Source organism: Rhizobium sp. NPDC092011 (assembly GCF_044756305.1).
Lineage (GTDB): Bacteria > Pseudomonadota > Alphaproteobacteria > Rhizobiales > Rhizobiaceae > Rhizobium.
In genome coordinates this window covers 193,744-205,558 of sequence record NZ_JBIVSO010000001.1, presented here as the reverse complement: position 1 = coordinate 205,558, position 11,815 = coordinate 193,744, and the positions used below count along the sequence as shown (strand labels likewise).

General features: G+C 57.5%; 11 protein-coding genes. 3 read left to right on the top strand and 8 right to left on the bottom strand.

Features of this window, described 5'->3' with window-relative positions:
• Positions 1-23: 23 nt before the first annotated feature.
• The 3 genes from ACIQJ2_RS01115 to ACIQJ2_RS01105 all read right to left on the bottom strand — a co-directional run bounded on the left by ACIQJ2_RS01115 (position 24) and on the right by ACIQJ2_RS01105 (position 2,281).
• The gene (locus ACIQJ2_RS01115; protein WP_400666441.1) at positions 24-395 is read right to left on the bottom strand and encodes a hypothetical protein; all 372 of its coding nucleotides are present in this window, start codon (positions 393-395) and stop codon (positions 24-26) included.
• A 70-nt stretch (positions 396-465) separates the two neighbouring features.
• Positions 466-1,677, bottom strand: coding sequence for an MFS transporter (locus ACIQJ2_RS01110; protein ID WP_400666443.1), 1,212 nt, complete (start codon positions 1,675-1,677; stop codon positions 466-468).
• A gap of 61 nt (positions 1,678-1,738) precedes the next feature.
• Entirely contained in the window at positions 1,739-2,281 is a 543-nt protein-coding gene (locus ACIQJ2_RS01105) for a Chromate resistance protein ChrB (protein WP_400666445.1), read from the bottom strand.
• A gap of 168 nt (positions 2,282-2,449) precedes the next feature.
• On the opposite strand from ACIQJ2_RS01105, the gene ACIQJ2_RS01100 reads away from it, so the two are divergent.
• From ACIQJ2_RS01100 to ACIQJ2_RS01090, 3 genes are all read left to right on the top strand, one after another.
• Positions 2,450-2,728: a metal/formaldehyde-sensitive transcriptional repressor gene (locus ACIQJ2_RS01100; protein ID WP_400666447.1), complete on the top strand. Its 279-nt coding sequence runs from the start codon at positions 2,450-2,452 to the stop codon at positions 2,726-2,728.
• An 8-nt stretch (positions 2,729-2,736) separates the two neighbouring features.
• The gene (dmeF, locus tag ACIQJ2_RS01095; protein WP_400666449.1) at positions 2,737-3,981 is read left to right on the top strand and encodes a CDF family Co(II)/Ni(II) efflux transporter DmeF; all 1,245 of its coding nucleotides are present in this window, start codon (positions 2,737-2,739) and stop codon (positions 3,979-3,981) included.
• Between the two features lie 83 nt (positions 3,982-4,064).
• Entirely contained in the window at positions 4,065-4,253 is a 189-nt protein-coding gene (locus tag ACIQJ2_RS01090; RefSeq protein ID WP_400666451.1) for a DUF1289 domain-containing protein, read from the top strand.
• Positions 4,254-4,363: 110 nt separating this feature from the next.
• Here the strand turns inward: ACIQJ2_RS01090 and ACIQJ2_RS01085 are convergent, their stop codons facing one another.
• The 5 genes from ACIQJ2_RS01085 to ACIQJ2_RS01065 form a co-directional block, all read right to left on the bottom strand.
• Entirely contained in the window at positions 4,364-4,975 is a 612-nt protein-coding gene (locus ACIQJ2_RS01085) for a virulence factor family protein (protein WP_400666453.1), read from the bottom strand.
• A 27-nt stretch (positions 4,976-5,002) separates the two neighbouring features.
• Positions 5,003-5,722: a hypothetical protein gene (locus ACIQJ2_RS01080; protein ID WP_400666455.1), complete on the bottom strand. Its 720-nt coding sequence runs from the start codon at positions 5,720-5,722 to the stop codon at positions 5,003-5,005.
• Positions 5,723-5,769: 47 nt separating this feature from the next.
• On the bottom strand, positions 5,770-8,406 hold the full coding sequence (mprF, locus tag ACIQJ2_RS01075) for a bifunctional lysylphosphatidylglycerol flippase/synthetase MprF (protein ID WP_400666458.1): 2,637 nt from the start codon (positions 8,404-8,406) through the stop codon (positions 5,770-5,772).
• 368 nt (positions 8,407-8,774) lie between these two features.
• Positions 8,775-9,701, bottom strand: a complete 927-nt coding sequence (locus tag ACIQJ2_RS01070; RefSeq protein WP_400666833.1) for an IS110 family transposase — start codon at positions 9,699-9,701, stop codon at positions 8,775-8,777.
• A 556-nt stretch (positions 9,702-10,257) separates the two neighbouring features.
• On the bottom strand, positions 10,258-11,790 hold the full coding sequence (locus ACIQJ2_RS01065; protein WP_400666460.1) for an alkaline phosphatase family protein: 1,533 nt from the start codon (positions 11,788-11,790) through the stop codon (positions 10,258-10,260).
• Positions 11,791-11,815 lie beyond the last annotated feature (25 nt).

Sequence of the window (11,815 nt, the reverse complement as noted above, 5' to 3'; positions counted from 1 at the left end):
AGTGAGTGGATTTGGTAGCCTGCTCAGCAAGGGTTTTGGCTTTGCAAAATGGAACTACCCGTTGCAGTCGCGGTCGCATGATCAGAGGGGAACGAGGGATCAGTGCTGGATGAGATCAAGAGATGGGTGACGCCGCCGTCATACGGTCGCATCCGGTGGACAAACAGCAAAATGATCTGATTGAGGGCGAGGCCCAGAATGAACGACAGTCCCGCCGCGACGAGAACGTGGCGCGTATCTGACCTATTGGTGTGCCACCACCATTGAACCGCGACCGCCAGCACCAATAGCGGCACGCCGATTGCAGAAATCCAAATCATCAAAAAGTCGACGACGGCGCTTCGTCCCGCCAGCTCGTTGATCGCATGCGTTACCGCGGCGTCGAGTTCATACATGGGCAATTCCTCTGTTCAGCCACCATAGTGGGCGTGTGTGCCACGCTTGGAGGCGATTGGCGGGTCGGGACTAGGGTTTGGAATCGTGACTGCTTAAGGGACGTGCTCGCACTTTCAGCCGACCGCGGACGACGAACAATCCCGCGAGGGTCAGCACGGCGAAGGTGGCTTCCGCTAAGAATGTTCCTTGCGGTCCAATCATGTCCCAGAGCGCGCCGGCGATGATGCTTGCGACGAGCAGCGCGATACCGGTCACAAGATTGAACATGCCGAATGCAGTCCCGCGCTGTTCTGACGGCGCGGTCTCGGCGATCAGTGTTGCCAGCAGTCCTTGCGTGAAACCCATATGCAGACCCCAGAACACGACGCCGATACCGACCCAGACGAGATCGGACGCAAAGGCAAGCACGAGGTCGGCGATCAGGAGAAGAACAAGACCGAGAGCCAAAAGCGTCAGGCGATTGACACGATCGGACAGCACGCCGATCGGATAGGCCGACAGGGAATAAGCGAGGCTCATGAGCACCAGGACGATTGGGATCAGGGCCAGCGGCAGGCCGATCGATTGCGCCCGCAGGATGAGAAAGGCTTCACTGAAGCGGGCGAGGGTGAAGATCGCAGAGACCGCGACAACCCACCAGTAAGTCGCGCCCAGACGGCGCAACTCATCGCGATGCAGCGGCATGCGAACTCGGCGCTGCTCCTTCGGGCGTGTGGGCTCCTTGACGGCGACGAGGATCAGGCCGACGGACAGGAATGCCGGAATGACGGCGATCCAGAACACCGCCTGGAAGTGATCGGCCGTCAGCCACATCAGGCCAATCGCAATGAGCGGTCCAAGGAAGGCCCCGATCGTATCAAGCGACTGGCGCAGGCCGAAGCTGGCGCCGCGCAAATGCGGTGGTGCGATATCGGCGACAAGGGCGTCGCGCGGAGCACCCCGGATGCCCTTGCCGACACGGTCGACGAAGCGGGCTGCGATGAGCCACTCGATCGACGACGCCAATGGAAAGACAGGCTTGGTGAAGGCAGCCAAACCATAGCCCAAGGCAGCGAGGAGCTTGCGTTTGCCGAGCCAGTCGCTCAGCGCTCCTGAAAACACCTTGGTGATTGACGCTGTCGCTTCAGCGATGCCCTCGATAATACCGACAGTGAGCGCAGAAGTTCCAAGTACGGTCACCATGTAGACGGGCAAGAGAGCATGGATCATTTCCGACGAGATATCCATCAGCATCGAGACGAAGCCGAGAGCCCAAACACCAGCCGGAATGCCTCGCCGCATCGCAGACCTTCTACTCGTATCGGCAACTATTTCGTCTGTGCGTTTGTCTTGGCCACTCATCTCAGCGGTTCTCGTCATGGGCGTCGAAGACCTGTCGTGCATAGCTGTCGAGCAAAGCTTCGCAGCTCTTCAGCCGTTCCGTGGCCTCCTCGGAGAGCGTACCGCCGTAAAAATCGAGCTTTTTGATTTTCTCCAGCCAGCCCTGGAGCTTCTTGAGGTCGGTGTCTTCCTCTTCGAGCTCGGCATAGGTGAATTTGTTGATCGCGATCTCCTTGGCGATCTCGGCCTCGAAATCGATGCAGCGACCCAGGAACTCGCGATACTGCTCGTCGCGATCTGCCTTGAAACGGGCGACGACCTTGTCCTCCTGAGCTCGGTCCAGTGCGACCGTGTCCAGGATGACGGATTCGCCGCCCATCCCGGCAACATCGTTCTCCAGCATTTTGAGCCGCCGAATGTGATCGTCGGTCTTTGGCAACAGACAGACGCCATTCTGCAAGTAGATCGCACCCATCCCCTTCAGTCGCCGCCACAGCGCGATGCGCTTGGTGGTCGGTTCGGGTGGCACTTTGTACGTGAGGAGAAGCCATGCTAATGCAACCATGACTCCATTCTAATGAAACGGCCGTAACAAATCAACGGAAACGCATTGTGTTCGCTTACAGCTGGGCGATCTGTCGCAACGCAGAACGAATCCATCGAATGACATGTCTCAGCGCTTCGATACTCGTTATGACTTGAATAGGCTAGGGGGGTATGTCATATAACCGCCATGACACACACCACCCGTGAAAAACACAAGCTGTTGGCGCGCGTGCGCCGTATCCGAGGCCAGGTTGAAGCCATCGAGCGTGCACTCGAAGCCGAGGCCGATTGCGAGCAGGTCATGCACCTGATTGCCGGGGTGCGGGGGGCACTGGCTGGCTTGATGGCCGTCGTCGTCGAGGACCATGTGCGAGAGCACCTGGTCGATGCCGAGAAATATCCCGGTGCCCTCAACGCCGAAGCTGCGGAGCAACTCCTTGAAGTCGTCCGCACTTACCTGAAATGAGAACCGCTATGACCGATAACGACAACGCTTCCCTGTCCGCTCTCCATAGCCACGCCTTCCTTGGCGAGGGACACGAAAAGAGTGAGCGCAAGACCTGGGCGGTGATCTGGCTCTGCGGCGCCATGATGATCGCCGAAATCGTCGGCGGTCTGCTATTCGGCTCGATCGCGCTCGTCGCCGATGGCCTGCATATGAGTACCCATGCGGGTGCGCTCTTGCTGGCGGCACTTGCCTATACCTACGCTCGCAAGCATGCCAACGACACACGCTTCTCGTTTGGCACCGGCAAACTCGGCGACCTTGCTGGGTTCACCAGCGCCATCATCCTGGCGATGATCGCGCTGCTGATCGGCTACGAATCCGTCAGTCGTATCTTTGCACCGGTTCCGATTCACTTTGCCGAGGCCATTCCGATTGCCGTTCTTGGCTTGGCGGTGAACATTGCGAGTGCTTGGCTGCTAAGCAGCGGCGACCATGGCCACAGTCATGGTCATGACCACGGCCACGGCCAGGGACACGACGATCATGATGAATCCCAACGCATCGAGACCCACAATGGAACTGTTGTGCTGGACGTGTTCGAGGATGGCGTGCCGCCCCGCTTCCGGCTCTTTACGGAAACGGGTTCCGCTCTGACGGCTCAAACGGCCTCGATCGAAACTGTGCGTCCTGATGGCTCGCGGCAAGTCTTCGCGATGAACGATCAGGGCGGCTATTTGGAATCCGTCGACGAGATTCCCGAGCCGCATGCCTTCACGGCTCATGTGCGCATCGGGGCACAAGACTATCCGGCTGTCTTCGAGGAGCATGAACACGCCCACGGATCGGCGGCGCGCGACAACAATATGCGCGCAGCTGTGATCCATGTCATCGCCGACGCTGCCGTGTCGGTGCTCGTGATTATCGGACTGTTGCTCGCTCGCGCCTTTGGTTGGCTGTGGATGGATCCGCTTGCGGGTATCGTCGGCGCCATCGTCATCGCAAGTTGGTCTTACGGTTTGATCCGGGACACGGGGGCAATCCTGTTGGATATGAACCCAGATCGTCAGATGGCAGACAAGGTTCGCCAAACGATCGAAAATGAGGGCGACAAACTTGCCGATCTGCATCTCTGGCGTCTCGGCCCGGGCCATCTTGGGGCGATCGTTTCGGTCATCACGAGCAAAGCGCGGGAGGCGGACTATTATCGAGGTCGCCTAACTCGCTTCAAGTCGCTGTCACACCTTACCGTCGAAGTGCTGCATCGATCTTGATTTTGGTCCATCCGAGATTCACACCTGAGACGACGGTCTCCGTTGCATTCAAACTGAAGTCTGACGCCACAAAGGGCTAAATCGTGTCCGTTGCATCGCCATGTCTCGATTTCTGCAATTTCGACCGGAAATCGGATCTATGTATCGGTTGTTTCCGCACTGCGGCCGAAATCCGCCAGTGGCGGAAACTGACCGATTACCGACGCCACCAGACACTGGCGGAGCGCCGTCGGCGTGAGGGCAAGCTTGCCGCGCGCGCAGTGTCGGCTTGAGCGCCGGCGATGTCGATCGCAAGGTCTATACGCTTCAAACCTTAGGGTAGCCGAGCCCCAATTAGGCCGAGTTTGCCGTCGGCCTTCTAGCCGTAACGTCACACCGCCGCCTAGTAACGCTCCGCGGCTACATTGCTGTCTCGATTTCCTGCAATGGCAAGTCGCCGCTTAGCGCCGTTGACAATGTCATGCGCCAGCACATCGTAGCGTCCATCGAAATGATGGCCACCGGAGGTTTTGATGAGCTCGCTTCCCGTTCCTTGAAGCTTCAGGCAGACGCTGTCCGTTTCCAATTCCCCGTAGAAGCACTGTATCATCTGCGCCTGTAGTTTCCCCAGGGATGGCAAGGTCGGAGCGTCGCCGGAGCTGTTGCCGAGAAATGCCCCCACGGAGATCTGATAGTTTGCCGTATTTGATATGCCGAGAAGCGATATCTCCGCGATCTTCTTTTTGTCGCCGATCGGCAGCAGGTCATAGGCTTTCGGCAAAATATCGGCTCCAAAAGAATAGCCCACCAAAATGACGTGCTCGGCACCCCAGAGCTTCGTATAGGTGTCGATGATGCGCGCCATGTCCTTCGCTGTCTCATCTGGTTTCTTTTTTGACCAGAAGTATCGAAGCGAATCGACCCCAATGGTTGGAACGCCTTCCTTCTGAAGGACATCACCAATTGATTTGTCGATATCCCGCCAGCCGCCGTCTCCGGAATAAATGATCGCCATCGTTCCAAAGCTGTGAGTGGTGGCCAACTATACCAGCGGCAAATCTCCAACAGAATGATCGGTCGGAATTTCCATGTTCAACACCCGGTCGATGGCGGAGAGCAGAGCCTGATGAGGGTCTTCGGTAACGTCCTTCGTCTGGATCGCGAAGCCCTGTTCCTTTAACTCCAACGTGTGGGCACGACCGTCGGTCGAAGCTGCGGCGGTGTAAAGGACCTCAACCGGGTTCTTGAGGCCGTGTGTTGACAAACCATAAATCGAGCCGCCGCTAATCGAAACACGTGGCGCATCCGTACAGAGCGGCTTGACCAAGGGAAGCGCAATCCTCGGATCGATGGCTACCGTCTGCTTGATGGTGGCATCCGGAGTTTGGGCGGCGATGGCGAGAGCAAGAGCCCCGCTTGTTCCCATACCGGCAATGATCGGCGACTGATACTGGGTGTCGCCAATGGCCCGCTGTATCCGGCGGCTCAAGGCTTCGATATCGGAAACAAGATAAATGCAGTCATTGGCAGGGCGTGCATTGAGCGCGCCAAGAAGTACCTTGGTATCGATACCGACGACGATCACTTGCTTGCTTTGCAAACTCGCAGCGAGAATATCCTCGTCGGCTCCCCAGCCCTCCCTGTCGGAGAACAGGAATACTTCACCTCGGACGGGGCCGGTCGGCAAAATAATTCGGGGTTTGCCCAAAAGGCCTGCGTCTATCGGGACGTTTGATAAAGCGGGATTGCTGTCCGCAAACACCGCCGCAGCGCATCAGAAAAGCACCAGAATAGCCAGGATATATCGTCTCACTTGCGCACCATACCCTTAAAGCCACCACTGATTAATGCGGTGATGTCGGCAAGGGCGAGGGCCGGGCTGGTTCCGTTGGAAACCGCCAGATATCGCGGTTGCCATTGCGGCTGAAATTTTGCCTTGAAGGCTCTTAGACCGATAAAATGATAGAAGCGCTCTCCACGCTCATAGACGATGCGCGCGATGCGATGCCAAAACGGCGCGGCAGGGCTGTTCGAAAGCCCGGAAAGAGGGGCCATGCCGATATCGAACGAGAGATAGCCCCGGCCTTTCAGGTGAAGTATCAGACAGACGATGAGATACTCCATCGTTCCAGACGGGGCGTCTGACATCGAACGCATTAAGTCTATGGTCACCTGGTTTTTAAGCGATGTGCGCAAGATCGTTGCGAAAGCGATGATCTTACCATCACGTTTAATGATTGCGACTGGCTGTGCACAGACGTAATCGGCGTCGAAGGCACCAAGAGAGAAACTTTTCTCCCGTGATTTCTGCGCTGCAAGCCAGCAATCGGAAATTCTCCGCAGGCTGTCGATTTCATCCGCTACCTCATGAGGTTCCAAGAGGAAGAAGGACAATCCATCTCGTTGCGCGCGATTGACGGCATGCCGCAAGCTTGCTCGTTTGGCTCCGCCAAGATCAAATGATTGCAAATCGATGTGGCCTGCCTCTCCAATCTTGTAGGCCCTCAGACCGGCGTCGGCATATAGGGAGAGATTCTGTGGTTGGACCTGATAAAACACCGCTCTGCCACCTGCACGTTGCGCCATCTCGACAAACTGCCAAATAAGGTCCGCGGACGCATCCTGCGGTCCGACAGGGTCGAAGAGGGCGACCCAGGCCAGACCGCGGCGGCTGAACATGATGAAAGCTCTCCGATCGCTTGAGAATAAGACCATCTTGTCGCCCATCCGTACGAGGTTGGCATCAGGATAAGGTTGGCTTGCGACGATCGCTGTCGCCTCCTCGATCTCCGCCTTGGAGGGGTAACACGCCTTACCCTTCGCGGGTCGCAACAGCGACCAGCCAGCAAGGGCTCCCGCTCCGATGATCAGACCCAGCAATGCGCGAAGGCTACGAGGCGCCTCGTCGGTGAACTCGAAATCCCACCACAATCCGTTTTGGTAGTCGACGTCGCTGTAAACGAGGAAAAGCACAACAATGGCACTCATCAGCACTGTCGCAATCGCCACGAGCCAGGATGTCGATAGTGATTGATGCATCAGAGATGCTGGCCGGGAAAACTGGCGTCGCGAGGCGATCAAGGCACCGAATAACAGCAGCAGTACGGCCGATTCACTCAGTGCGATCGCCTTTAGAAGCGAAAGGACAATCGCCGCGCCGACACTTGTGCTCGCGGCCCACCAGGCACCATCCAGCCGATGCGCCAACCCTCGCGCTATCACGATCAATCCGAGGCCGAGGACACTCTCAAGGAAGTGAGCACTCTCGACGATCGACAGAGGAAGGTATTCGGCAAGCAGGTCGAGCCTGGCAATTGAGGCTGGCGTCACGCCGGAAAGGATGAGTGCCACGCCCATCGCGAAGGTCAATACCGAAAGAACATTGGGTGACAGACGCAAACCGACTCTGGCCAACCATGAGGCCTGCTTCGCTATTTTGCTGCGGCGGAACTCGGCCGTGCCCATCAGTCCAGCCGCCAGGAGGAGGGGAAAGCCGTAATATATCAATCGATAGAGAAGGAGAGCGGAGATCACTTCACCCATTGGGGACGTCCGCCCCAACACGGCGACAATCACTGCCTCGAACGCGCCCAGGCCTGCCGGGACGTGGCTTGCGATGCCCAATACAATCGCAACGGAGAAAACGGCGACAAATGCAGGAACGCCGATGTCCATATGGGGCAGGAGAACCCAGAGGGTAGCCGCAGCACTTGCAACGTCGGCAACCGTGGCAACAAACTGAACGAGCATGATTCTGGGCCGTGGAAGCGCTACTGAACGGCCGCGCCATAAAGGCAAAGAGCGGCCGGATGCGGACAGCGTGAACACAGCCGCCAGGCCGATCAGGAGCCCGCCGCCGATCATCGTGAGCGCTTGGGGAGAAACATCAATCGATCCGGCAATATCCGCCGGGTTCGACACGAGCCCAACGGCCATCACTGCGGCGACGCCGAGGCCAAAAGCCAGCGTTATATAAGCTATGATGTTTCCGATATCGGCCGGCTTGAGACCAAGCCGCCGATAGTAGTGATATCGAATCGCGCCACCTGACAACGGACCGTAGCCGACAAAGTTGCCCACGGCGTATGCGCAAAATGATGTGCGAAAGACGTCGGCGGCTGGGAGCCGAAGCCGTAGGTGCCAGAGGGCCGAAAAGTCATAAATGCTCAGGCAAACAAAGCTTAACAGAGTAAAGCTCGCTGCTGCTGCGATGTAGTATGGCGGCGTCCTGAAAAGACTGGCGGCTATATTCTCGAAACTGACGTTTTGGATCAATCCCGAGAAGGAGACCCATAAAACGGCAAGAATGGTGACGCCAACGGCTAGGGGAAGGATCGACTTCAAGACGGATATCAGCTTGCCGGTTAAAGCCGGCGTCGTGATCTCACCATTTTTCGTTGAATGATGTTCGGAGATGGTCAATGTGCCTTCCACTATCTTTTTCAATTGCCCCTTCCGTCGGCCGCGGCCTTCGAAAAGGATGAGCACGACCAGAACCACCGAGCTGCGAGCAATCGCGCTCTCTGGAGTGAAACTAAATGACAAAGCTTTCGGTGGAGTGGCCGGTTTCATACAGATCGGTAAGGTCTGCGTCCAAATCGGTTCATCACCATTCGCGGACGGAGCAGAAGTTGGAAACGGAGCCATATTGCTTGGGCGATCGCTTCGACGAGAAACCGGTTCGGCGATTTCGAAGCTTCATCCGCAACTATACGATAAACGGAGAACCATCATGTCGCATGCTTAAGACATTGCCGACAAACTTGACGTGGTCGATGCTTTCTACCGGTACGGCGCGGAGTGGATAGAACGGTTCAGCAACCGTGTAGTGTTTGGGCTAGCCACGGTGTTTTTCGCCTGACGATGGTGTTGATCGTTATGATGAACTTTCGCATGGCCGCGACGATTGCGACCTTTGGTGGTTTGCCTGCGTTGCGCAGGCGGGCATGGAAGGCCTTGATTGGCGGACAGCAGCGGATGGCGGAGATAGTGGCCATATAGAGTGCGCAGCGCACGGTAGCGCGGCCGCCGCCGATATGGCGCTGGCCTCGCACCATGCCGCTGTCATGGGCTATGGGAGCGACGCCGACGAGAGCGGCGAGTTTCTTGTCGTCGATGCTGCCGAGTTCAGGCAGTTCGGCGATGAGGACGGCGGCGCAAACTTCGCCGATGCCGGGTACGGATAACAGCAGGTCGCGGCGTTCGGCCATGTCGGGATCACCGGTGATGGCGGGGACGATAGCGGCGTCGACGCGGGCGAGTTGTGTCTTGAGAGCAAGAAGCGTCTCGTTGATCAACAGGGCGATGGCGGCCGGGGCATGCTCGAGGCGGTTCTTCTCGGCGATGGCCATGTCGATGAGTTGACGGCGCCGAGCCACCAGCGCGGCCACGGCGATGCGGCCGTCGTCGATATGGGGGATCTGGGCCGGCCGCATCGCCGTGGCGAAGTGTAGGATGACGCGGGCATCGACGCGATCGGTCTTGGCCAACCGGCCGCGGGCTCTGGCAAAATCGCGCACCTGGCGAGGATTGACGACGGCGACAGAGATACCGGCCGCCATCAATGTGCGTACGATGCGCGTCTCATAGCCGCCGGTTGCTTCGACGACGACCAAATCGGCTCCCGCCACCCCAGCCGCGAGCTCATCGCAACCCATCGCATCATTGTTCCATCGCGCCGCCAACGCTCTGCCGTCGACCGCCACGTCGAGATAAGCCTTGGAGACGTCAATGCCGACCATAAAGTCCCGTGAGGCATCCATGAGTGCTCCTCCTTGCAACGCGGGCTCGAAGCCCAGCCAACCGTTCGAGCAGAAAGGATGTGACGGAGGCGCTCGCTGAGCTGCGGGTTCAACACCCAAGGATGACACGCGCCTCCGTCACACAACACAATCTACACTATCGCGAACGTACAAGGATGAGGAGGTTTTCTGCCCTTCCCGTCGCCATGCGGCTCCCCCCGCTAGCTTGTACACTCGCAGCAGATTAATGAAGCCCGCGAATACCCGCTGAACGAGGTGAAGTCCGGCGTCAACAAGGCTATACGCGCGAATGTTACGGAATCCAAACGCCGCCAAAGGCAGAATTCCTTCCCAGCACAACGATTGAGGTGTGCTGGACACGACACGCTACTTTTGCCTGTCGCTGCGGCAGAGTCCATGCAACTGCGAACAACCTGTTAATCCTATGTTCGATCGCAGCCGCACAGACCGAAAACGTAGAATTTTGATCCCTGTACCAACTCTACCAAAGACGATTCTGGAGCCTGAGCAAGGCTCCAGAACCTGATATCGAGGCCTACAAACCAGAGCGCGGCAGTGGCTGCGTGCCCTCTGTCACGACGGCTTGCAGTTCCGCCGGATCAAGGCCCAGCGCACGCAATATTGTCGGCGCCACCTGTGTTGTTTGAACCTGTGCGGTGATTGCTTGCCCCTTTATCGCCGGATTGCTGAGAAGAAGAAGCACATTTCGATCATTCGCGTTACCGCCGCCATGTTCAGCGATCTTTGATCCAGACGTGTAAACGACGCCCGGATTTACAGTGACGATAAAATCAGGCGTACGGCTGTCCTTGGAAGGGTCCTGATAGGCAATCGCCATCTGATTTGGCGTCACGATTTGACCAACGCCCAGCGTCTTCGCCGACGTATCAAGATACGCCGTTGCAGCAGCAATGTTCTTTTCACGATCCTGGGGCTTTAGCCAGATCAGCGCGGCGTCGTCGGCGATGTGGAAGCCATAGCCAGGCATTTTAGAATAGGGATCATCGTCCAGCGCTTGGAAAGTCGCCGGATCGATCGGCGATTGGCCGTGCTTCGACGCCAAGATTATCAATGTACTCGCTTCAAGTTTGTTGTCCCGAAGCGCGGATACGAGCTGACCAAGCGCAGTATCGACGTAGTCAAGTTGCAGCGCCAAACCATTGTTCGGTGTGGCCGATGCATCGGAATAGCCGCCGACAAGGCCGGCATCGTCAGCAGGGCCGGATTTCGGTAGCTTCTGCCCAACACTCACAGCCTGAAAGTTCATACCGAACAAGGTTGGAACCGCCTGCTTGGTTGTGCCTGTGCTATCGAAGCCATGCATCTCATTGATAACAGCCTTGACGCGGGCGTCGTCAAAATCGCGCTCGGCTTTGAAGCTGCCAGTCGTCTTCACTTTCGTGCCAGGGATAACGGAATCCTGCTCCAGCGCAAAAAGGTCATCCAGACCCTTGCCCGACGGACCGGCAAGCCATTCATAAGCCGGATGCTTGTCAGACCAGGCGGTGCGGCCGCCATGCTTCTTCACGATTTCAAACACATTGTTCACCCGCACAAAATCATGCGGATAGACGGCCGTGCATTTGCCGTTCACCATCGCCAATGGCAATTTCGCCGGGTCGATCTGCGTCATCGGCAACCCTGGTTTGCCGCCCCCATCCAGCCGCGTAGAGTCAACGTCGATGTTCTCGGCAAAAGCGACCTCAGCGCCGGGGTCGCCCTGACAGTTCGAACCCGGAGCGAAGTAGGTCCGGTCATAGCTGTCGTCATAGAAAACGCCCGTGACCGCCGGGGAGCCGCCGGTCACCTGCGCGACCATGCCTGGAAATGAGTCAGATGGATTGGATGTTAGTGCATTGGGATAAAATAGACCGGTTTCGGCAAGATGAGCGAGAGTGCTCGTTGGGTGAGCTGCGACGTAATTTGCGAGATCAATGGCATGCATGCCATCGATGCTGATGAGCAAAACATGCTCATATTTTGCAGGAGCAGCTTGAGCCTGAACCATGCCCAGTGTTGGCATCATGGCAGTGGCGCCCAGCAGCATCGTGCGGAAAAATTTTCTCATCGGCTCTATCCTCCTCATCGTAAAT

Bases quoted from the DNA above. Each gene is read 5' to 3' on its own strand.
- ACIQJ2_RS01065 (WP_400666460.1), bottom strand. From the start codon at position 11,790: ATGAGAAAATTTTTCCGCACGATGCTGCTGGGCGCCACTGCCATGATG.
- ACIQJ2_RS01105 (WP_400666445.1), bottom strand. From the start codon at position 2,281: ATGGTTGCATTAGCATGGCTTCTCCTCACGTACAAAGTGCCACCCGAA.
- ACIQJ2_RS01085 (WP_400666453.1), bottom strand. From the start codon at position 4,975: ATGGCGATCATTTATTCCGGAGACGGCGGCTGGCGGGATATCGACAAA.
- dmeF (WP_400666449.1), top strand. From the start codon at position 2,737: ATGACCGATAACGACAACGCTTCCCTGTCCGCTCTCCATAGCCACGCC.
- ACIQJ2_RS01110 (WP_400666443.1), bottom strand. From the start codon at position 1,677: ATGCGGCGAGGCATTCCGGCTGGTGTTTGGGCTCTCGGCTTCGTCTCG.
- ACIQJ2_RS01115 (WP_400666441.1), bottom strand. From the start codon at position 395: ATGTATGAACTCGACGCCGCGGTAACGCATGCGATCAACGAGCTGGCG.
- ACIQJ2_RS01070 (WP_400666833.1), bottom strand. From the start codon at position 9,701: ATGGTCGGCATTGACGTCTCCAAGGCTTATCTCGACGTGGCGGTCGAC.
- ACIQJ2_RS01100 (WP_400666447.1), top strand. From the start codon at position 2,450: ATGACACACACCACCCGTGAAAAACACAAGCTGTTGGCGCGCGTGCGC.